20 protein-coding genes are annotated in these 21870 nt (G+C 63.4%); 13 read left to right on the top strand and 7 right to left on the bottom strand.

What is annotated here, in order from left to right:
• The first annotated feature begins 43 nt into the window (after positions 1-43).
• The 5 genes from AU465_RS32425 to AU465_RS32405 all read left to right on the top strand — a co-directional run bounded on the left by AU465_RS32425 (position 44) and on the right by AU465_RS32405 (position 3398).
• Entirely contained in the window at positions 44-289 is a 246-nt protein-coding gene (locus AU465_RS32425; RefSeq protein ID WP_192257029.1) for a type II toxin-antitoxin system Phd/YefM family antitoxin, read from the top strand.
• On the top strand, positions 286-735 hold the full coding sequence (locus tag AU465_RS32420; RefSeq protein ID WP_192257027.1) for a PIN domain-containing protein: 450 nt from the start codon (positions 286-288) through the stop codon (positions 733-735). The genes AU465_RS32425 and AU465_RS32420 overlap by 4 nt, the downstream gene beginning before the upstream one ends.
• Before the next feature lie 140 nt (positions 736-875).
• Entirely contained in the window at positions 876-2378 is a 1503-nt protein-coding gene (guaB, locus tag AU465_RS32415; RefSeq protein ID WP_192257025.1) for an IMP dehydrogenase, read from the top strand.
• A gap of 43 nt (positions 2379-2421) precedes the next feature.
• Positions 2422-2967 (top strand): hypothetical protein, encoded by a 546-nt coding sequence (locus AU465_RS32410; RefSeq protein WP_246506612.1) that lies wholly within the window; start codon positions 2422-2424, stop codon positions 2965-2967.
• Between the two features lie 11 nt (positions 2968-2978).
• Positions 2979-3398, top strand: a complete 420-nt coding sequence (locus AU465_RS32405) for an MAPEG family protein (protein WP_192257023.1) — start codon at positions 2979-2981, stop codon at positions 3396-3398.
• A 46-nt stretch (positions 3399-3444) separates the two neighbouring features.
• Here AU465_RS32405 and rnd read toward each other — a convergent pair whose 3' ends face one another.
• The 3 genes from rnd to AU465_RS32390 all read right to left on the bottom strand — a co-directional run bounded on the left by rnd (position 3445) and on the right by AU465_RS32390 (position 7270).
• Positions 3445-4596 carry a ribonuclease D gene (gene rnd, locus AU465_RS32400; protein WP_192257021.1) on the bottom strand — a complete coding sequence of 384 codons (1152 nt, stop codon included), beginning with the start codon at positions 4594-4596 and terminating at the stop codon, positions 3445-3447.
• Between the two features lie 68 nt (positions 4597-4664).
• Positions 4665-5903, bottom strand: coding sequence for an MFS transporter (locus AU465_RS32395; protein ID WP_192257019.1), 1239 nt, complete (start codon positions 5901-5903; stop codon positions 4665-4667).
• 134 nt (positions 5904-6037) lie between these two features.
• On the bottom strand, positions 6038-7270 hold the full coding sequence (locus AU465_RS32390; RefSeq protein WP_192257018.1) for an MFS transporter: 1233 nt from the start codon (positions 7268-7270) through the stop codon (positions 6038-6040).
• Positions 7271-7381: 111 nt separating this feature from the next.
• Here AU465_RS32390 and AU465_RS32385 point away from each other — a divergent pair, with 111 nt between their 5' ends.
• Together AU465_RS32385 and aspS are read left to right on the top strand one after the other, a co-directional pair.
• Positions 7382-8140, top strand: a complete 759-nt coding sequence (locus AU465_RS32385; protein WP_192257017.1) for a DeoR/GlpR family DNA-binding transcription regulator — start codon at positions 7382-7384, stop codon at positions 8138-8140.
• 116 nt (positions 8141-8256) lie between these two features.
• Positions 8257-10047, top strand: a complete 1791-nt coding sequence (gene aspS, locus AU465_RS32380; protein WP_192257081.1) for an aspartate--tRNA ligase — start codon at positions 8257-8259, stop codon at positions 10045-10047.
• A gap of 97 nt (positions 10048-10144) precedes the next feature.
• Here the strand turns inward: aspS and AU465_RS32375 are convergent, their stop codons facing one another.
• Positions 10145-11335: an aq_1923 C-terminal domain gene (locus AU465_RS32375; protein ID WP_192257016.1), complete on the bottom strand. Its 1191-nt coding sequence runs from the start codon at positions 11333-11335 to the stop codon at positions 10145-10147.
• 394 nt (positions 11336-11729) lie between these two features.
• Between AU465_RS32375 and parC the strand changes: the two genes are divergently transcribed.
• From parC to AU465_RS32355, 5 genes are all read left to right on the top strand, one after another.
• Positions 11730-13985 (top strand): DNA topoisomerase IV subunit A, encoded by a 2256-nt coding sequence (gene parC / locus AU465_RS32370; RefSeq protein ID WP_192257015.1) that lies wholly within the window; start codon positions 11730-11732, stop codon positions 13983-13985.
• Positions 13982-14278: a hypothetical protein gene (locus AU465_RS32365; protein WP_192257014.1), complete on the top strand. Its 297-nt coding sequence runs from the start codon at positions 13982-13984 to the stop codon at positions 14276-14278. Before parC ends, AU465_RS32365 begins: the two co-directional genes overlap by 4 nt.
• Positions 14279-14370: 92 nt before the next feature.
• Positions 14371-14688, top strand: a complete 318-nt coding sequence (locus AU465_RS36880; protein WP_246506608.1) for an adenylate/guanylate cyclase domain-containing protein — start codon at positions 14371-14373, stop codon at positions 14686-14688.
• A gap of 56 nt (positions 14689-14744) precedes the next feature.
• Positions 14745-16481, top strand: coding sequence for a guanylate cyclase (locus AU465_RS32360; RefSeq protein WP_246506607.1), 1737 nt, complete (start codon positions 14745-14747; stop codon positions 16479-16481).
• Between the two features lie 219 nt (positions 16482-16700).
• A complete protein-coding gene (locus tag AU465_RS32355; protein ID WP_192257013.1) occupies positions 16701-17900 on the top strand; it encodes an AI-2E family transporter in 1200 nt (399 codons plus the stop codon).
• Here AU465_RS32355 and AU465_RS32350 read toward each other — a convergent pair.
• The 3 genes from AU465_RS32350 to AU465_RS32340 all read right to left on the bottom strand — a co-directional run bounded on the left by AU465_RS32350 (position 17888) and on the right by AU465_RS32340 (position 20283).
• A complete protein-coding gene (locus AU465_RS32350) occupies positions 17888-18784 on the bottom strand; it encodes a DMT family transporter (RefSeq protein WP_192257011.1) in 897 nt (298 codons plus the stop codon). The genes AU465_RS32355 and AU465_RS32350 overlap by 13 nt on opposite strands.
• Positions 18785-18907: 123 nt before the next feature.
• Positions 18908-19672 carry an arginyltransferase gene (locus tag AU465_RS32345; protein ID WP_192257009.1) on the bottom strand — a complete coding sequence of 255 codons (765 nt, stop codon included), beginning with the start codon at positions 19670-19672 and terminating at the stop codon, positions 18908-18910.
• A gap of 140 nt (positions 19673-19812) precedes the next feature.
• Positions 19813-20283, bottom strand: a complete 471-nt coding sequence (locus tag AU465_RS32340; RefSeq protein WP_192257007.1) for an RDD family protein — start codon at positions 20281-20283, stop codon at positions 19813-19815.
• 197 nt (positions 20284-20480) lie between these two features.
• Between AU465_RS32340 and sthA the strand changes: the two genes are divergently transcribed.
• A complete protein-coding gene (sthA, locus tag AU465_RS32335) occupies positions 20481-21869 on the top strand; it encodes a Si-specific NAD(P)(+) transhydrogenase (protein ID WP_192257005.1) in 1389 nt (462 codons plus the stop codon).
• The last annotated feature ends 1 nt before the right edge of the window (position 21870 follow it).

Here is a 21870-nt window from a genome sequence, read left to right as displayed (position 1 = left end):
CGCATCACTATTGTAGTGAAAATAACTACAGGCAGGTGCAATCATGGACGAAGCCGTTTCGGCAGCCGATGCCAATCGCAGATTCTCCCATATCCTGCGTGAGGTACGGGAGGGCCACAGCTACGTCGTGACCAGCCATGGGCGGCCGGTGGCGCGGATCGTGCCTGCGGACAAGCACGAGGGCGTAGCCTCCCGCTCGCGCGCGGCATTGCTGTCGCGGCTCGAACGGCAGCCGATCGTCGATGCCGGACGCTGGACCCGCGACGAGCTTTATGAGGACGATCGGTGAAGGTCGCGATCGACACCAACGTCCTTGCCTGTGCGGAGGGCGTCAATAATATGGAGAAACGCGACGTCGTTCTCGAACTGCTGCACAACCTTCCACCAGAGGCCGCCATTATTCCGGTCCAGGTGCTGGGCGAACTGTTCAATGTTCTCGTCCGCAAAGCCGGAAGGTCGCCTCAGGAAGCTCGGGATGCGTTGCTTGGCTGGAGCGACGCCTTCCCGGTTGCTGGAACGACGCCGGACGTGATGATGACGGCTGTCGATCTTGCAGCGGACCATCGCTTCGGCATCTGGGATGCTGTCACTCTCTCCGCTGCTTCGCACACAGGTTGCCGGCTGCTCCTGTCGGAAGACCTGCAGGACGGCTTCACCTGGGGCGGTGTAACCGTCGTCAATCCTTTTGCATCGCCGCGTCATGCTTTGCTGGATGCTCTCCTGGGTGCGGAATAGAACCTGAAGCGTCTCGCAACGATCGGCTTTTCAACCGCAGCAGGACGTGTTACCAGCCAGCGCCAATCCTGAAAGGGAAGATGAGAGTCGGCGCTGGCCATTTCGGCCCAGCGCCTTTTCCGCATTCAAAAGGACTGGCCATGGCAAAAATCATCGAGACGTCCACCGGCACGTTGGCGCTGACCTTTGACGACGTGCTGTTGCAGCCCGGCCATTCCGAGGTGATGCCCGGCCAGACCGACATCCGCACCCGCATCGCCGGCGACATCGATCTCAACACGCCGATCCTGTCGGCCGCCATGGACACCGTTACCGAAGCGAGGCTGGCGATCGCCATGGCGCAGGCCGGCGGCATCGGCGTCATCCACCGCAATTTCTCGCCGGCAGAGCAGGCCGAGCAGGTCCGGCAGGTGAAGAAATTCGAGTCGGGCATGGTGGTCAATCCCGTCACCATCGGCCCCGACGCGACGCTGGCCGACGCGCTGGGGCTGATGCGCGCGCATGGCATTTCCGGCATTCCGGTGGTGGAAAATGGCGGCACCGGCGGCCACACCGTCGGCCGGCTGGTCGGCATCCTCACCAACCGCGACGTACGCTTCGCCTCCGATCCGTCGCAGAAGGTCTACGAGCTGATGACCCGTGAGAACTTGATCACGGTGAAAGAGAATGTCGACCAGGACGAAGCGAAACGCCTCCTGCATAAGCACCGCATCGAAAAGCTGGTGGTGGTCGACCGGAAGGGCAATTGCGTCGGCCTGATCACCGTCAAGGACATCGAGAAGTCGCAGCTCAACCCGCACGCCACCAAGGACGCGCAGGGGCGCCTGCGCGCCGCGGCCGCCACCAGCGTCGGCGACGACGGCTTCGAGCGCGCCGAACGCCTGATCGACGCCGGCGTAGACCTTCTGGTCATCGACACCGCGCACGGCCATTCGCAGCGCGTGCTGGATGCGGTGACGCGGGCCAAGAAGCTCTCCAATTCCGTGCGCATCCTGGCCGGCAATGTCGCCACCGCCGAAGGCACGCAGGCGCTGATCGATGCCGGCGCCGACGCCGTCAAGGTCGGCATCGGCCCGGGCTCGATCTGCACCACCCGCATCGTCGCCGGTGTCGGCGTGCCGCAGCTATCCGCGATCATGTCGGCGGTCGAGATGGCTGAGAAGTCTGGCGTGAGCGTGATCGCCGACGGCGGCATCAAATATTCGGGCGATCTCGCAAAGGCGCTCGCCGCCGGTGCAAGTGCCGCCATGATCGGCTCGCTGCTTGCCGGCACCGACGAAAGCCCGGGCGAGGTCTATCTGCACCAGGGCCGCTCCTTCAAGGCCTATCGCGGCATGGGCTCGGTCGGCGCGATGGCGCGCGGCTCGGCCGACCGCTACTTCCAGGCCGAGGTCCGCGACACCCTGAAACTGGTTCCGGAGGGCATTGAAGGGCAGGTTCCCTACAAAGGACCTGTGGCTGGCGTGCTGCACCAGCTTGCAGGCGGCCTGAAAGCCGCTATGGGTTATGTCGGTGGACGCGATCTTGCCGAGTTCCGGGAACGCGCCACCTTTGTGCGCATATCAAACGCCGGACTTCGTGAAAGCCACGCCCATGACGTCACGATCACCCGCGAAAGCCCGAACTATCCGGGCGGAATTTGATCAGGCCGACGAGCGGCCGGATCGCCCGGGCTTGTGGCGTGGCTTGACCGTGACGGTGTTGCGCCTGTCGCGTCATGCGGCGGCGCTCTCCGTCGCTTGCGCCGCGATCTTCATCGCCATGACGGCGCTCGAGTTTTTCTATTTCCGCCGGCTGAGCGGCGGGCTCCCCTCGCTCGACATGCGTGTCACCGGCTTCACGCCCGATGAAGGCATGGCATGGCTGACGGCCCTTGGCCGGCGCGGCGGCGAGATCATCATCGTCTGGCACTATCTGACTTTCGATCTGCTGTTCCCGGCGTTGCTCTCGCTCACCTTGCTCAGCCTGATCCTGGCCTTTGGCCGGCGGCTGCGCAATTTCCGCACCATGCCTGCCCAATTGCAGGCGCTGACGGCGTTGGTGCTGGTTCTGCCTTACACAGTCGCCGATTACGCGCAGAACTTCGCAATTGCGCGGCTGCTGTCCGATTTCCAGTTGGCCAATCCCGATTCGCTGTCCTTCGCCTCGTCGCTGACCGTGACCAAGTTCGCGCTACTGGCCATTCCGGTCGTAGTCGTCGCGGTGTTCGCGCTGGCAGTGCAACGGCGCTGAGCGGGCAGGGGATGAACCAGACCGCCATCTTCTGGCCTATGCTGGCGCATGTGCTCCTGGTCTACATCGTCTATCTGGTGATGCTGAAGCGGCGCTATTTGGCCGTGAAGTCCGGCGAAGCCAAGATCAGCCAGTACAAGGTCCGCTCGACCGAGCCGGCCTCGAGCGTCACCGTCGCCAACAATTTGATCAACCGGTTCGAGCTGCCGGTTCTGTTTCACGTGCTCTGCCTGGCGCTGTTTGTCACCAATGGCGTGAATTACCTGACGCTGGCGCTGATGTGGCTGTTCATCGTCACGCGCTATGTTCACGCCTGGGTGCATCTCAGCAGAAACTATGTGCTGCACCGCAGCCGAACCTTCTTCCTTGGCGCTTTCGTGCTTCTCGTCGCCTGGATCTGGTTCGCGCTGCACCTGCTTGGGGCAGTGTGAGTCTCGCCTTTCCTTCTCCGAAGAAAGGGAGAAGGAAAGGTCGATGCTAGAGATCGAACACCGCGATCCTGCGCTTGTCGAACTTGATGCCGATCTCGCCACGCACCAGCCTGAGCGCCTGCTCGCCGAACACGGCGCGCCGCCAGCCTTGCAGCGCCGGCACGTCGGCGGCGTCGCCCTCTGCGGCGATGCGGTCGATGTCGTCGCTGGAGGCGAGCACCTTGGAGGCGACGCCCTCCTTCTCGGCGACGATCCTGAGCAGCACCTTGAGCAGTTCCGCCGCCGCGCTCGAGCCTTCCGGTGGCTGGAACGTCTTCGGCAGTTTGGGCATCGCTTCCTTCGGCAGGGCAAGCGCCGTGTTGACCGCGCCGAGCAGCGCGGTCGCTGTCGCCGACCGTTCCCAGCCCTTCGGCGTCGTGCGCAGCCGGCCGAGAGCCGTTGCATCGCGCGGCGCCTGTTGCGCGATCTCGTAGATCGCGTCGTCCTTGAGCACGCGGCCACGCGGCACGTCGCGCTCGCGCGCCTCGCGTTCGCGCCATGCGGCTATCGCCTGCACGATCGCCAGTTCCTGCGGCTTGCGCAGCCGCATCTTCAGGCGTTTCCAGGCATCCTCGGGATGCGGATCGTAGGTCTCGCGCGAGGTGAGAACGTCCATCTCCTCGTTCAGCCAATGGGCGCGGTCCTCCCGCTTCAGCTCGGCGCTGAGGTGCTTGTAGACCTTGATCAGATGGGTGACGTCGGCGAGCGCGTATTCGAGCTGCTTGTCGGAGAGCGGCCGGTGCCGCCAGTCGGTGAAGCGCGAGGATTTGTCGAGCCGCGCGCCGGTGATGCGCTGCACCAGCTGATCGTAGGACACGCTGTCGCCGAAGCCGCAGACCATGGCCGCCACCTGCGTGTCGAACACCGGATGCGGCACCAGGTCACCCAGATGGACGATGATTTCGATGTCTTGGCGGGCGGCGTGAAAAACCTTGACCACCGCTTCGTTGGCCATCAGCCGGAAGAACGGTTTCAGGTCGATGTCGGGCGACAGCGGATCGATCAGCGCAGTCACGCCGGGCGCTGCCATCTGGATGAGGCAGAGGATCGGCCAGAAGGTCGTTTCGCGGATGAATTCGGTATCGACGGTGACGAAGTCCGATTTTTCGAACGCCGCGATAACGCTTTCGAGTTCAGCTTGGGTGGAGATGACGTGCATCAAATCGCTTTTGGCATCATATCAGGCCTTCTTCAATTTCAGCCGCAAACGCTTTCGTCAAGCCGCAGCTAGTCCTGCTTGTCTGAATCGCCGCTCCGCCGCGCCAGCCGCGCGAACAGCGTCGAGGTGCGCAAAAGCGCGGTGAAGCGGCTGCGGCTGCCGGCCGGCACACCCGACCGCACCTGCATACGGTAAAGGATCACGATGATGAGAACGGCGTAGACGGCGGCGCTGAAGACGAACAGCGCGCTCGGCCCGAAATGCTGCATCACCGCCGACGCCGCGATCGGACCGCTGATCGCGCCGAAGGAATAGAACAGCATCAGCGCCGCGTTGATCAGCACGAATTCGCCTTTGTCGGCCCGGTCGTTGGCATGCGCGGCTGACAGTGAATAGAGCGGCATGGCGAAGCTGCCGAAGATGAAGACGATGACAAAGTTGAGGAACGGGTCGGCGCGCGCCACGAAGGCGAGCGCCAGCGCGGCAAGCATGGCGCAGCACGTCGTCGTCAACAGCACCGACCGCCGGTCCCGGCGGTCGGAGAGATAGCCCAGCGGATACTGGATGAGGGCGCCTCCGAATATGCCGACGCTGACGAAGGTCACCACATCGGCAACCGACATGCCGATCTCCTCGGCGTAGACCGGCGACAGCGTGCGAAAGGCGCTGTTGGTGACGCCGACGGCGATGCAGCCGATCGAGCCGAGCGGCGAGATCCGCCAGACGCGCGGCAGGTCGAGCTTGACGTCTTCAGGCGGCGCCGGGTTCGAGCGGTCCCCGAGCGAGACCGGCACCAGCGAAAAGGTGATCATCATCGACATGACGGCGAAGATGGCGAAACCGCCGGCGCCGAAGATCGGAATCAGGAATTGCGCGCCGGTCACCGAGCCGATGTCGACCATGCGGTATATGGCTAGCACCCGGGCGCGGTCCTTGTTGCCGACACCCGAATTCAGCCAGGCTTCCATGACGGTGAACAGGCCGGCGAAGCAGAAGCCGCCGGCAAAGCGCACCGCGCACCACATGACGGGGTCGATGACGAGTACCAGAAGCAGCGTACTGACCGAGGCGATCGCGGCGAGCGCGGCAAAAGTCCTGACATGGCCGACCGCCTTTAGGATGCGGGTGACGGCCAGGCAGCCGAGCAGGAAGCCGGCGAAATAGAACGTGCCCATGAGGCCGATATCGGAAGCGGAAAAACCTTCCTGCGCACCGCGCAATGCGATCAGCGTGCCCTGCAGCCCGTTGCCGCCAAGCAGGATGCCTGCGGCGATGAGGAGTGGGATAAGCGGGCGGATGGAGGACATTGAAGAGAGGCAATCACGGATCTGTGACCTCTTCTTGGACCATAGATGGCGTCAATGCCAGCGGCAAATGCCTGGACGAAGACCCGGCCACGTCCTCGAACCCGGCTCGAAGCATGTCCCCGAGCAACAGGATTCTACGCTTTGCCCGCTGGCACTTCTATTTTCCGGCCGGTCACAGCCGGCCCGTCGCTTGGAATTGTCCTGATATTCTCCCGGGATGGCCTCCGGCCAAGCGAGCCTGCGGTCAGCAGGCTGAGCACGATGAAGGGAATGCCGATCCCGTAGGCGGAGCGGATGCCCCAGTGCTCCGATACGAAGCCGAGCAGCGGCGGACCGAGCAGGAAGGCGATGAAGGAGATCTGCGAAAGCGCCGCGACGTTGATCGCCGCCGGGCGATCCGTCCGTTGTGCGGCGGCGGAGATCGCCAGCGGGAAGAGGGCGCTGCTGCCGATGCCCAACAGGGCAAAGCCCAGCATCGACACCAACGGCGCGGGTGAGAAGAAGACGAAAAGAACGCCGGCCGCCATCGCTGCAAGCAGCACGCGCGCGACCCCGCTTGGCGAGTGGCGGTCGACAAAGGAGTCGGCGAAGAAGCGCGTGGTCGCCTGCGAGAAGGCAAACAGCGCCACGGTGAAGCCGGCGACGAAGGGGCCCGAGACGAACACAGTGCGCATGTAGATCGCCGACCAGTCGATACTGGCGCCTTCCAAAAGCATCGCCGAAAGCGTCACCGCCACGAGGACGAGAATCGACAGCGTCGGCCGGGCGAACATCGGCGCCTTGTCGCCGGTGCCGGCGAAGCGGGCAGGCGCCGGTTCGAAGCCGCCGAGGAACAATGCCATCGAAACCGCCACCATCGGCACCACCAGCGCCAGATGCAGCTGCGGCGACAGGCCGAGATGCGCCAAGGCGCCGCCGAAGAGCCCGGCGCCGAAGAAGCCCGCGCTCCAGAAGGAATGCGCCCGGTTCATGATGCGGCGCCTGAGCAGGAACTCCGTCCTGTCGGCCTCGACATTGAGGATGATCTCGACGCTGCCGATCATCAGGCCGACCGGCAGCAGCATCAGGAACAGGGCGACCGGTCCCGGCGCGTGCACGGCAATGGAATAGACAAGCGCGATCAACGGCACGAGCCAAAGCAGCGCCCGCCGAAAGCCGACACGCTCCAGCACAGGCGTCGCCAGCGTCAGCGCCGTCAAGGTGCCGATCGGCGTCCCGATCAGGCTGAGACCCAGCATGCCGTCCTCGATGTCCATGGCGCGCTTGATGTCCGGCAGGCGCGGGAAAATGTTGCCCATGGCGAAGGAGTAGATCGCGAAACCGGCATAGACGCGGTGCTGAGGGGCGAGTTTCAAGCCAAAGGTCATTGCGGCACTTTCCATTGGGGGAGACTGGGACGGCATCGCCGGTCCATTGCGCTATTTCTTGCATAAACATGCAGAACATGCAAGAATGTGCACAAAGAAATAGGATCGTGCATGCTGACCGAAGAACGACACCAATTCATTCGCGACCGGCTGGCGGCGGAAGGAAAGGTGCTGGCCGGCGAGCTCGCCAGCCGCTTCGGCGTTTCGGAAGATACGGTTCGCCGCGATCTGCGCGAGCTGGCGAAAGCCGGGCAATTGCGCCGTGTTTACGGGGGTGCGGTCCCATCGGCGCCCTTTGCGGCGGCAACCATCAGCCAGCGCAGCGGCCATGCCGTCGAGGAGAAGATGCGCCTGGCGAAAGTGGCGGTGGGCGTGCTCGCCTCAGGGCAGACCCTTTTCATCGACGGCGGCACGACCAATGAGGCGATCGCCAGGGCCATCCCGCGCGACGTCGAGCTGACGGTGGCCACCAATTCGATCGCCGTCGCGTCGGCTCTCGCCGGTCTTCCCCTGGTCGAGCTGATTGTGCTCGGCGGCCGGTACGTCCGCGACCTCGGCACCTGCGTGGGCGGGGACACGCTTGCCGCCGTGGCGCAGCTCGGCGCCGATCTGTTCTTCCTTGGCTCCTGTGGCTTGGACGCCTCGCGCGGCGTCACGGCCTTCGATTCGGCCGAAGCCGAAGTGAAGCGAGCCATGGCCCGGAACAGCGCCGGCATCGTCATCGCCGCCACCACGGACAAGCTCGCCACCGCGGCGCCCTATCGCGTTGCCGCGCCCGATGCGATCCGCCATCTGGTGGTGGAGAAGACGGCGCCTTCAACCATCCTTGCCGATTTCGAACGCCTGGGTGCCGAAATCCACTTTGCCTGATCTCGGGCACCGCGCCTGTGTGACTGCTTACCTTGACAAAGCGGGCCTCTCATGCGCTTTTCGCGCCAATTTTTCGAGCCGGGCTTTCGCCCGCAATTCCGGACTTCACCATGACAATGCATCGTTACCGCAGCCATACCTGTGCCCAGTTGAGAAAGAGCGACGTCGGCAATTCCGTCCGTCTCTCGGGCTGGGTGCATCGCGTGCGCGACCATGGCGGGCTGCTCTTCATCGATTTGCGCGACCATTACGGCCTGACCCAGATCGTCGCCGATCCGGATTCGCCGGCCTTCAAGACCGCCGAGACCCTGCGCGGCGAGTGGGTGATCCGCGTCGACGGCGAGGTCAAGGCGCGCCTGCCGGAGACCGTCAACCCGAACCTGCCGACCGGCGAGATCGAGATTTTCGCGCGTGAGATCGAGGTGCTGTCGGCGGCCAAGGAACTGCCGCTGCCGGTGTTCGGCGAGCCTGAATACCCCGAGGATATCCGGCTGAAATACCGCTTCCTCGACCTGCGTCGCGAGACGCTGCACAAGAATATCGTGGCGCGCACGAAGATCATCGCCGAGATGCGCAAACGCATGGGCGAGGCGGGTTTCACCGAATTCTCGACGCCGATCCTGACGGCCTCGTCGCCGGAGGGCGCGCGCGACTTCCTGGTGCCCTCGCGCATCCATCCCGGCAGCTTCTACGCGCTGCCGCAGGCGCCGCAGCAGTACAAGCAGCTGATCATGGTCTCCGGCTTCGACCGCTACTTCCAGATCGCGCCCTGCTTCCGGGACGAGGATCCGCGCGCCGACCGCCTGCCCGGCGAATTCTACCAGCTCGACCTCGAGATGAGCTTCGTCGAGCAGGACGACGTGCTGTCGACCATGGGACCGGTGATGACGTCGGTCATAGAAGCCTTTGCCGACGGCAAGCCCGTCACCAAGGAATGGCCGCGCATCCCCTACGATGTCGCCATGCGCAAATACGGCACCGACAAGCCGGACCTGCGCAATCCGATCGTGATGGATTCGGTCTCGGATCACTTCCGCGATTCCGGCTTCAAGGTCTTCGCCAACATCCTGACCAACGATCCGAAGGCCGAGGTGTGGGCCATCCCCGCCAAGACCGGCGGCAGCCGCGCCTTCTGCGACCGCATGAACTCATGGGCACAGAGCGAGGGCCAGCCGGGCCTCGGCTACATCTTCTGGCGCAAGGAAGGCGACAAGCTCGAAGGCGCCGGCCCGATCGCCAAGAACATTGGCGAGGAGCGCACCGAGGCGCTGCGCCTGCAGCTCGGCCTCGCCGATGGCGACGCCGCCTTCTTCGTCGCCGGCGACCCGAAGAAGTTCGTCGCCTTCGCGGGCGCCGCGCGCACGCGCGCCGGCGAGGAGCTGAACCTCGTCGACCGCGACCGGTTCGATCTCTGCTGGATCGTCGACTTTCCCTTCTTTGAATGGAACGAGGACGAGAAAAAGATCGATTTCGCCCACAATCCGTTCTCGATGCCGCAGGGCGGCATCGATGCCCTCAACAGCCAGGACCCGCTCAGCATCAAGGCGTTCCAGTATGATGCGGTGTGCAACGGCTATGAGATCGCTTCGGGCGGCATCCGCAACCATCTGCCGGAGACCATGGTCAAGGCCTTCGAGATTGTCGGCTTCGACCGCCAGACGGTGGAAGACCGCTTCGGCGGCCTCTATCGCGCCTTCCAGTATGGCGCGCCGCCCCATGGCGGGGCGGCGTTCGGCATCGACCGCGTCGTCATGCTCCTCGTCGGCGCGAAGAACCTGCGCGAGATCACCATGTTCCCGATGAACCAGCAGGCCTACGACCTGCTGATGAACGCCCCGTCGGAAGCCACTCCGCAGCAGCTTCGCGAGCTGTCGCTGCGCGTCGCGGCGGCCAAGAAAGAAGGCTAGGAATCGCGCTCAAGCGATTCGACTTGCTCGAAGAATCGAGTTTGGACAACAAAAGCCTGGCAGCGATGCCGGGCTTTTGTTTGAACGTTTCGTTTGATCAGTCCTCGTTCGCCTTGACCTTGACGCCGAGCGTCTTGGGCAAGTCGAGCGGGTTGGACATGGCGCCGGCCATGATCAGCGCGAATGGCACCGACGACGGCGGCTCGGCCGAGATCTCGAGGCTCTTGGGATCGTCGAGGAACTTGTTGACCGCCGCCGAGACCTCGGCCGTCAGTTCCGGGTTGTTCAGCTGCGCCATGCCGAACGGCACGATCGCCTTGGCCTGGTTGGCGACGTCCTTGGCCGACATGCCCTGCTGCTTGCCGACATAGTCGAGCACCTTTCCGGTCAGCGAATCGTCGTCGAAGCGCACCGACGCGCCATTGAAGGACAACTGCTGCAGCAGGCCGAGCATGGCCATGCCCTGCGCGGAATTGTCGGCGCCCTCGGGCTGCGAGGCGAGCTGCTTCTGCATAGCCTGCATCGACTTGATGAAGTCGACCGTGTAGCCGCCGAGGTCGAAGGTCATGCCGAGCGTGCCGGCGTTGTCGACCGATATGTCGTATTTCGACAGCTCCATCTTGCCGTCGCTGGGCTGCCAGGTGCCGGCCATCGAGACGGTGCCGGAGATGTTCTGGTAGCCGAGCGCCTCGATCGCTTCCTTCGACTTAGGGTCGTCGACCAGCGTCAGGTCGGCATTGAACTTTTCCGTATTGGCGGTGAAGTCCATCGCCTTGCCATCGGCCGGCGGGGTGATCTGGACGGCAAGCCCGTCCATCGAGAAGGCCGTCTTGTCGCCGACCTTGACCGTCATGTTGGAGAGCTCGGCCGACTTGTACATCATCAGCGAGCCGAGCGGGTCGGTGCTGCCTTCGGCCGGCACCTTCATGTCATGGATGACGAAGGGGCTGAGATTGAGCGTCACGCCATCCTTGGAGTGCTCGAAGGCCGAGGTCGAGACGGTCGCGATCTCGAAGCCGCCATTGGCCGCGGTGACACCCTCCAGCTTCACGTCGCCGATCGGCAGTGCTTCCTTCTCGGCAGCCGGCTTGATGGAGACGCCCTGCAGCACAGCGTTCGAATCGTCGCCGGAGACCCCGGTCCAGGAAATATCGACGCCCTGGGCGGCAAGCGTTGCCTTGACGCGCTCGGCCACGGCCGGATCGGCGGCCAAGGCGGTATTGAGTGGCAGGGTCAGCAGAAAGGTTGAAAAGGCCAGTTTCTTGAGCATTGAGTGTTGGATTGTCATTGGCGAGTTCCCTGTCCTGAAAGTATTTTGAATTCCTGCCCCATCACCATTCCGCGACGAACGGGACGGGAAAAAGGCGCTTCCCGGCCCATTTGTCGAAAACGGCGATGAAAAGCAAATGCCGGCCGGCACGCTTTTTATGGTGCGGTGAATTTGTCATGAAGACCGCGGCTCTCCTCCGCCGGCGCGTTGCCTGCCCAGATAGAGGGCGCATGTAACAGATTGATGTTGGCCGGCGCCCCACTTTGCAGCCGAAGCCTGTTTCAGATGGGCGGCAAATTGGAGTGCCCGGCCTGGCGGTTCAGTGAAATCTTTCACATCGCTGTTTGCGACGAATCCGCCGATACCCAACCCGGCGCTTGCCGCGAATCACCCGCTCGGCTAGTCCAAATCCATGGGAAAAAGGCATTTGCCGCCGCAAGACAATGGCGGCGGCGACCACATCGAACCTGTCGACCTGAAAGAAGCGCTTGAAAAGCGCTATCTCGCCTATGCGCTGTCGACCATCATGCACCGGGCGCTGCCGGATGTGCGCGACGGACTGAAGCCGGTCCATCGCCGCATCATGCATGCCATGCGGCTCTTGCGGCTCAACCCCGACCAGGGCTTCGCCAAATGCGCCCGCATCGTCGGCGAGGTGATGGGCAAGTTCCATCCGCATGGCGACCAGTCGATTTACGACGCGCTGGTGCGCCTCGCGCAGGAATTCTCGATGCGCTACCCGCTGGTCGACGGGCAGGGCAATTTCGGCAACATCGACGGCGATAACGCCGCCGCCATGCGCTACACCGAAGCGCGCATGACGGAAGTGGCGACCGAGCTGCTTGCCGGCATCACCGAGGATGCCGTCGACTTCCGGCCGACCTACAATGAAGAGGATGAGGAGCCGTCCGTTCTCCCCGGCGCCTTCCCGAACCTGCTCGCCAACGGCTCGTCCGGCATCGCGGTCGGCATGGCGACCTCGATCCCGCCGCACAACGCCGCCGAGCTTTGTGACGCTGCGCTCCACTTGATCGAGCATCCGGACGCGCCCGTGGCGAAGCTGATGGATTTTGTCCAGGGGCCGGATTTCCCGACCGGTGGCATCATCGTCGACAGCCGCGCCTCGATTCTCGAAGCCTATGAGAGCGGCCGCGGCGGTTTTCGCGTGCGCTCCAAATGGAGCCAGGAGGACCAGGGCAGGGGCACCTGGAGCATCGTCGTCACCGAAATTCCCTATGGCGTCCAGAAGGCCAGGCTGATCGAGAAGATCGCCGAGCTCCTGATGGCGCGCAAGCTGCCGCTGCTCGAAGACATTCGTGACGAGAGCGCCGAGGATATCCGCGTCGTGCTGGTGCCGAAGAGCCGCACCGTCGATCCCGGCATCCTGATGGAATCGTTGTTCAAGCTCACCGAGCTCGAAAGTCGCTTCCCGCTCAACATGAACGTTCTGTCGCGCGGCAAGGTGCCGAACGTCCTATCGCTGAAGGGCGTACTTAAAGAATGGCTCGACCACCGCCGTGACGTGCTTCTCCGCCGCTCCAGGTATCGGCTGGGCGAGATCGAGAAGCGCCTTGAAATCCTTGCCGGTTACCTCATCGCCTATCTCAACATCGACGAGGTAATCAGGATCATCCGCGAGGAGGATGAGCCCAAGCAGGTGATGATGGCCCGCTGGTCGCTCACCGACAACCAGGCCGAAGCCATCCTCAACATGCGGCTGCGCGCCCTGCGCAAGCTCGAAGAAATCGAGATCCGCAAGGAATATGACGGCCTCACCGAGGAGAAGAAGCAGATCGAGGCCTTGCTGGCGTCCGACGCCAAGCAATGGGCGACGATCAAGTGGGAAGTCACCAAGGTCCGCGACCAGTTCGGCCCCGAGACCGAGCTCGGCAGACGCCGCACCCAGTTCGCCGACGCGCCAGAGCATGACTTGACCGACATCGCACATGCGATGATCGAGCGCGAGCCGGTCACCGTCGTGGTCTCCGAAAAGGGCTGGCTGCGCGCGATGAAGGGTCATCTGACCGACCATTCGCAGCTTGCCTTCAAGGAAGGCGACAGCCTGAAGCTTGCTTTCCACGCCCAGACCACGGACAAGATCCTGGTCTTCACCACCGGCGGCAAATTCTACACCATCGGCGCCGACCGGCTGCCGGGCGGGCGCGGCCATGGCGAGCCAATCCGCATTATCGTCGACATGGAGAACGACCAGGACATCGTCACTGCCTTCGTCCACGACCCGAAGCGCAAGCTGCTCTTGGTCTCCTACGATGCCAACGGCTTCGTCGTCTCCGAGGAAGAGGTCGTCGCCAACACCCGCAAGGGCAAGCAGGTGATGAACGTCAAGGCGCCGGACGAGGCCAAGCGCTGCATTCCGGTCACGGGCGACCATCTCGCCATCGTCGGCGAGAACCGCAAGATGCTGATCTTCCCGCTCGCCGAGATTCCAGAGATGGCGCGCGGCAAGGGTGTGCGCCTACAGAAATACAAGGACGGCGGCGTGCTGGACCTGAAGACCTTCACGCTGGGGACTGGGCTCACTTGGCAGGACTCGGCCGACCGCACCTTCACCAAGTCGCGCGAGGAACTGGCCGAATGGATCGGCGCCCGCGCCGCCGCCGGCCGCATGGTGCCGAAGGGTTTCCCGAGGACAGGGAAGTTCGGATGAAGCTGCTGATCTCCCCCACAAAGGGGGAGATTGCGCAATGCCAAGTCGACCACCGCCGCGGCGCCCTCCTACTGTCCCGCTGGAACTGCGGTTCGCCATCGAGATTGCGGGAGGCGAGCATCGCCTCGGCGCTCAGCATCAAAGCGACAGTTCCGTCATCCTCGATGGCAAGATCGGTGCCAACGATGCGCCCGTATCTGCGAACTGCGCGTTTCATCGACGGCTTTTTGCTGGATGATCCCGAGACACCGGCGACGGACGCTGGAGAGGTCGGTCGTTTCATTTCAGTGTGACCAGGTCTATACTCCACGGGGGACAGGCCGGACCGATGGACCGTAAGCTTTCCGCCATTCTCGCTGCCGATGTTGTGGGCTATTCCGCCCAGATGGAACGCGACGAGGCCGGCACGTTCGAGCGCCTTCGTGCTCGACGCAAGGAACTGTTCGAGCCTGAGATTGCCCGCCACCACGGCCACATCTTCAAGCTGATGGGCGATGGACTGCTCGCCGAATTCGGCAGCGTCGTGGACGCGGTCGAATGTGCCGTGTCGTTGCAGCACGCCCTGGCGGAACGCAACGCCGCCGTTTCCGAGGATCATCGGATTCGCGTCAGGATCGGGATCAATCTCGGCGAGGTGATTGTCGAAAGGGCGAGGACCGATATGGCGATGGCGTCAACGTCGCTGCCAGGCTCCAATAACTAGCGGAACCTGGTGGCATTTGTGTCTCGGCAAAGGTCGCAAAAGAGGTTGAGAAGAAGTTGGCTTTCGTCTTTGAGCTGATGGGCCAACAGAAGCTGAAGAACATCGCCGAACCGGTGCAGGTGTACCGGGTGCCGCTCGATCCCGCGGTGGCGGGAAAGCCCATGGCTGTCAATCGACTCCCACGCTTCAGGCGCAATCTGGCCGTCGCCATTGGGGTTCTTGTTGTCGCAGTCGGCCTTGCAGCAGCGTGGTGGCGACCGTGGGAGCCACCGCTTCTGCCCCCTCCTCTGACGGCCAATGCGAAAGCCGACACCCGGCCATCCCTCGTCGTGCTTCCATTTGACAATCTCAGCGACGACAAGGCGCAAGGTTATCTGGCTGACGGTTTCACCGAGGACCTGACCACAGAACTTGCACGCGTGCCCGGCCTGTTCGTCGTATCGCGAAACGCGGCTTCCACCTACAAGGACAAGGAGACTAAACCCGCTGAGGTCGCCGCAGCGCTTGGTGTCCGGTACATACTGGAAGGTTCGATACGTCGGGTCGGCGACGACATGCGTATCAACGCGCAATTGATCGACGGCTCGACCACCGGTCATCTCTGGGCAGAACGTTTCGACGGCCAGTGGACGGATGTGTTTGCCCTGCAGGACAAGGTCGTCGTCAGCATCGCAGGCGCGCTCAAGCTCCGTCTCGTCAGCGACCAAGGCAAGGCAGATGTCGCGGGCGGCACGCGCAATCCTGCAGCCTACGAGGCTTACCTCCAGGGCATGGAAATCTACAATCGTCGTAATACTCCAGACGAGTTTGCGCAGGCGGTGAGGTTTTTCCGGCAGGCGCTGGAACTCGATCCGAATTTCGGCGCGGCGGCAGCCTCGCTCGCATGGGCCTATTGGGACATGGACGGGCCGCGGGGCAAAGCTTTAGCCTTGTCGGACATCGGTGCGCTGTACAACGTCTACAAGTACCTGGGGGAGGCGGCCAAGCATCCTTCGCCGTCCTACTATCAGCTCGTCGCCAGTTTGCTGGTTCGCGAGCACCGGTCCGACGAGGCAGTCGCGGTCATGTTCAAGGCAGTGGCGCTCGACCCGAGCGATCCCCTGAACTATGTCGGGCTGGCGGAAGCCCTGAATTTCAATGGCAGGCCGAACGAGGCGAGCGACTATCTCGTCGCGGCCAACCGTGTCGACCCAGGCGGCAATGACCATCGGCACTACCAGGCTGGGCTCGCTGAATTTGGCCAGGGTCGTTTCGAGGAAGCTGTCGACTACCTTGAAAGGATCGATCTCCAATCGCCCGATCCATGGCCGAAATTCTACGGCCTGCAGGTGTTGGTTTCGGCCTACGCACATCTCGGGCGCAGGGACCGGGTCGCGGCCTATAGTGACAGGCTAAGGAACGTCATGTTGGAACGAAAGGATGGAGGGGCAAATCAGTTGGTCACGCAGAGGTATTTTGTGTTCAAGAACCCGGCTGACATCGGGCGTCTGCTGGACGGCCTGGACAAGGCCGGTTTGCCGGAGTTGCCGGAAGAGGTCGATCTGGATGCGAAGGACCGGCTTACCGGTTCGGAGATCAGGTCGCTCATCCTCGGTCGTGACCTGAACGGGGGAGGCGCATGGATAGATAAAGGAACCAGCTGGGTGCAGCAGAACTTCCTGTGCGACGCCATTCCGAAAGTTCAGACAACCTGCGGCGCGATCTTCCGCAATCCTGCCGGGACGCCGGAGCGACACAACGAGTATACGGCAGTCTTCCGTTTCGATCGTTTTGAGTTTTCGACCGTCAAATAAGACCACCCGGGACCTACCGGCGAATATTAGCTTCGGCTAATGCGAAAGTGACCCTTTGAGGCTCCGGTCGCGCCGGCCCACGCCGACCCCAAGGTCAAGTCCGGCGCGACCTGCTGGTAGCAGAGCTTCTCCATCACCATTTGGACTATCGTCACGATTGCTGCACTATCGTGGTGCATAAGCATCCATTGAACCATTGGGCAGGGGAGAAACGCGCGGTTGAAGCGGACTGAGATCCAGAAACCGGGGCAGCGTCTGTTCGGCCTGTCGACGCCGCTGAGGGCGGCCGTCATCCCGCCTTTGTCCGCGGCGCGCTGGCTCCTGGTGCTGATCGCCGCCGCCGGTGTCTATTTCTTCCACGGCTTCCTGTTCCCGGTGCTGGCGGCGCTCGTCATCGCCTTCGCCAGCTGGCCGCTCTACTGCCGGCTGCTCGCCGCCGTCGGCGGCAATCGCACGATCGCCGCGACCCTCGCGATCCTGTTCATCCTGACCTTCCTGGTGGTGCCGATCGCGCTCGCCGGCACCTACGCCATCAACGAGCTGCGCGAATGGGTAACCTGGGCGATCGAGGCCAACCGCCACGGCGCGGTGACGCCGCAGTGGATCGCCACAATGCCCATCATCGGTGAGTGGCTGAACGAGCAATGGACCACCAATCTCGGCCATCCCGGCGGCATCGGCGAGGTGATCCAGCTGGTCAGCGGCGCTAACATCGGCTCCATCTATCGCGGCGCGCTCGCCGCCGGCGGCAGCGCCTTCGGTCTGCTGCTGACACTGTTGTTCATGATGATCGCGTTGTTCTTCGCCTATCGTGACGGCGAAGCCTTCGCGGCGCAGGTCGATCGTCTGGGTGAGCGTATCCTGCCGACGCGCTGGGAGCGGATCTCGCGCGTCGTGCCGGCCACAATCTCATCGACCGTCACGGGCATGACCGTCATCGCCATCGGCGAGGGCCTGGTGCTGGGTATCGCCTACTGGCTCACCGGCGTGCCGTCGCCGGTGACGCTCGGCGCGCTTACCGGCATCATGGCGTTGATCCCTGGCGGTGCGCCGCTTTCCTTCACGCTGGTGTCGATCTATCTCGCCGCCAATGGCAAGTTGTTTGCCGGCATGGCGCTGTTCATCTGGGGCGCGGTCGAACTCTTCATCGTCGACAAGACGTTGCGTCCGAAGCTGGTCGGCGGGCCGATCAAGCTGCCTTTCCTGCCGACCTTTTTCGGCCTGATCGGCGGCGTCAAGACGATGGGCTTCCTCGGCCTGTTCATCGGTCCGGTGCTGATGGCGCTGCTGGTCGCCATCTGGCGCGAATGGCTGCGCGAGGTGGAACTGATGGACGCGGTTGCGCCAGCCACCGACGAAGAGAACGGGCCGCCCCAGATCGAGGCGACGCCGGAGGGCAGGAAAATTCAGGCCGGGTGACCGACGGCAAGCGCAGCACGGCGCTTGCGACCCTCATGCAATTGCCAGAACGAATGCACGACCAGCGTCACGATCAGGATCGTGCCGCCGATCAGGCTGTTGCGCGACGGCGTCTCGGCAAAGATGAGCCAGACCCAGATCGGCGCCAGCACCGTCTCCAGCAGGTAGAACATCGCGACTTCCGGCCCCGAGATGTATTTCGGCCCATTGGCGAGGCAGAAGAACGAGATCGGCATGATCACGGCGCCGTTGAGGATGATCCACCACGGCGCGGTGACGTTCAGCCCCTCGCTGGAGACCATGAAGGCCGCGACCGCCAGCGGCAGGGCGACGCCGACCAGCGCGGTGAAGCCCATGTCCTTGCCGCTGGCGCGGGAGAGGGTGATGGCGATCGCCACGAACAGAGCCGAGCACAGCGCCATGAAGTCGCCGAACAGATGCCCGGTGCCGACCGAACCGCCAACGATGATCAGCACGCCAAGGATCATTGCCAACATGGCGATCAACGTTCCGAGCCGGGGCCTTTCGCGCAGGAACAGCCATGACAGCAGCGCCGCGAACACCGTGTTGAAGGCAAGGATGAAGACGAGATCGGCGGTCGAGGTGTGGTAGACGGCGGTGACGAAAGTGACGCCGGTCAAACCGTAGCACAGCGCCACGGCAAGCCCCGACCAGCCGGGGATGAGCTTTGGCGCATCGCCGCGCAGCGCACGCCAGACGGCCCAGACCACCAAGGCGGCGATGAGCGTGGTGCCGGTACGCAGCATCATGATGGTCCAGGGGCTGCCGTCGGCCAGCCGGATCAGCGGGATGTCGACGGTGAGCGTCAATCCGCCAAAGGCAGTGATCAGGAGGCCCTTCTGGTGATCGGTATGGGTGGACACTCGGCAATCTCGCAACAATCTTGAGGAGGCGCGCAGCGGCCATGCGCCGCTCCTTCCAGCCTGACGGCCGAAAGACCAGCGTCCTCCTCCTTGATAGAGTTTAAGGATGAAGCGCGAAGCGGATCAGCGCGTGACCGCTTCGTGGTCGTAGCGTTCCCAGCCTTTCGGACCGAGATGCTCCTGCGGCATGAAACGCATCTTATAGTTCATCTTGCGCGAGCCGTTGACCCAGTAGCCGAGATAGACGTGGGGCAGTCCCATCGCCTTGGCGCGGGCGATATGGTCGAGGATCATGAAGGTGCCGAGCGAGCGGTCCTCGAAATCGGGATTGAAGTAGGAATAGACCATCGACAACCCGTCGGCCATCTTGTCGGTCAGCGCGACCGCGATCAATTCGCCCTGGCCTTTGCCGGTGATGAAGGTGTCCGGGCCGCGGCGCCGGTATTCGATGATCTTGGTATCGACATGCGTGTCCTCGACCATCATCGCATAGTCGAGCACCGTCATGTCAGACATGCCGCCGCGCCGGTGGCGGGCGTCGAGATAGGCACGGAACAGCGAATACTGCTCTGTCGAGGGCTGGGCGTCGTGCATGGCGCCGATGAGATCGGCATTGCGCTGCATCACGCGGCGCATGTTGCGGCTGGCGGTGAACTCCTGCGCAAGGATCCGCACCGACACGCAGGCGCGGCAGGACTCGCAGGCCGGCCGGTAGGCAATGTTCTGAGAGCGCCGGAAGCCGCCCTGGGTCAAGAGGTCGTTCATCTCGGGCGCCTTGTCGCCGACAAGGTGCGTGAACACCTTGCGCTCGAACTGGCCCTCCAGATAAGGACACGGCGACGGCGCGGTCAGGAAGAACTGCGGCGACTGGGTCGGATGCTGCGTCATCGATCCTTGGAAACGCTCCTGCGAATCGCCCTACCTTTGGCCCGGCCGGCGAAAAATTCAACAGGATTGTGTGGCCGCGGCCGGCCCAGGCTGTTCATATTCTAGCACAACCGGCGCGGCGATGGGGGGCGCAGGCACCGTCAGACATTGGCGCGCGTCACGACCGTGCCCAGAAGCAGGTCGTGCAGCGTGCGCTTGCGATCGGAAAACAGCGTGACCAGCAGCACCAGCGGCGTCAGGATGACATTTCCGGCCCAGAACAGCACCGAATGCACCACCGCGGTCAGGCCATCGATGCGGGTGCCGTCGAGCTTTTCGAGCCGGATGCCCATGATCTTCATGCCCGTCGTGGCCTGATCGCGGCTGCCCAGCGTGTTCCAGATGTAGAGGATGGCAACCGCCGGCACCAGGATGGAGAACAGCGCCCAGCCCAGGCCGAAGGTCAAAAGCCCGAGGAGGGCGACCAATATGGCGAAGGGGATGGTGAGCAGCGCAACGATGAAATAGTCGAGGATGAAGGCGAAGATGCGCCTTGTGCGCACGCCGCGATAGGCGCGCGTGTCCTCGAACCTGGTGGTGACGATCTCGCCGTCAAGCACGCGCGTGTTCATGTCATGCCCTCGTAACAGGCCCGAAATAGGTCTCGGCCATTCGCCATTGAAATGGTGAAGCCGGTGGCGGAATCAAGATCGACGGCTTCCAACGCATGCACGCAAGCCATGGCAAGCGCGGTTGCAGCGGTTGAATTCATGGCGCGGATCGCGTTAGCTTGCTGCGGCGCAACAAGACGCCGAGGGGATGGGGAATTATGGACTACGACATGCTGGTCATCGGCAGTGGCCCCTCCGGGCGCCGTGCCGCGGTGCAGTCGGCCAAGCTTGGCAAATCGGTTCTGGTGGTCGATCGAGGGCGGCGCCTCGGCGGCGTCTCCGTGCACACCGGCACCATCCCGTCGAAAACGCTGCGCGAGACGGTCCTGAATCTTTCCGGCTGGCGCGAGCGCGGCTTCTACGGGCGGGGCTACCGGGTCAAGCAGGACATCTCGATCGCCGATCTGATCGAGCGCCTGCACAAGACGCTCGATCACGAGGTCGAGGTGCTGCAGCACCAATTCATGCGCAACGCGGTCAAAAGCGTGCGCGCCACGGCAAAATTCCTCAGTCCCGACAAGGTCAGCCTGACGACCGACAATGGCGACCACAGCGAGGTCGGTTTCGCCAACGCGCTGATCGCTGTGGGCACCAGGCCGCACCGTCCGCGCGACGTGCCTTTCGACAAGACACGCATCTTCGACAGCGACGAGATGCTCGAACTCGACCGGTTGCCGCGCACGCTGACCGTCATCGGCGCCGGCGTCATCGGTGTCGAATACGCAACCATCTTTTCGGCGCTCGACGTGCCGGTGACGCTGGTCGAGCCGCGCAACACCATCCTCGATTTCGTCGACCGCGAAATCGTCGACGACTTCATCCACCAGATGCGCGACCGCGGCATGACCATCCGTCTCGGCAGCACGGTCAAGGAAATCGCTTCCAAGCCCGACTATGCCGAAGTGACCCTTGCCGACGGCCGCACCATCCGCTCCGAGATCGTGCTTTACGCCGCCGGCCGCAGCGGCAATCTTGGCAGCCTCGGCCTCGATGCGATCGGCATCGAGGCCGACAGCCGCGGCCGCATCAAGGTCGATCCCCAGACATTCCAAACCAGCGTGCCCAACATCTACGCCACCGGCGACGTCATCGGCTTTCCGAGCCTGGCCTCGACCTCGATGGAGCAGGGCAGGGTGGCCGCCTGCCATGCCTTTGGCGTGGCGCTGCCGCCGCCGCCGGAAACCTTTCCCTATGGCATCTATGCCGTGCCGGAAATCTCCACCGTCGGCCAGTCGGAGGAACAGGTTCGCGAGAGCGGGATCGCCTATGAGGTCGGCGTCGCGCGTTTTCGGGAAACCTCGCGCGGCCACATCATGGGCGTCAACTCCGGCTTCCTGAAACTCCTGTTCTCGGTCGACACACGTCGCCTGCTCGGCGCCCATATCGTCGGCGAGGGCGCCACCGAGCTCATCCATATCGGCCAGGCCGTGATCAATCTCGGCGGCACGGTCGACTTCTTCGTCAACAACACCTTTAACTACCCGACGCTTGCCGAGGCCTACAAGATCGCCGGCCTGGACGCCTGGAACCGGATGGGGCGAGGCTAGG

It is taken from the genome of Mesorhizobium silamurunense, assembly GCF_014843905.1.
Taxonomy (GTDB): Bacteria; Pseudomonadota; Alphaproteobacteria; order Rhizobiales; family Rhizobiaceae; genus Mesorhizobium; species Mesorhizobium silamurunense.
Note: the sequence above shows the minus strand (reverse complement) of the source record. Positions and strands in the feature narration are given on the sequence as shown.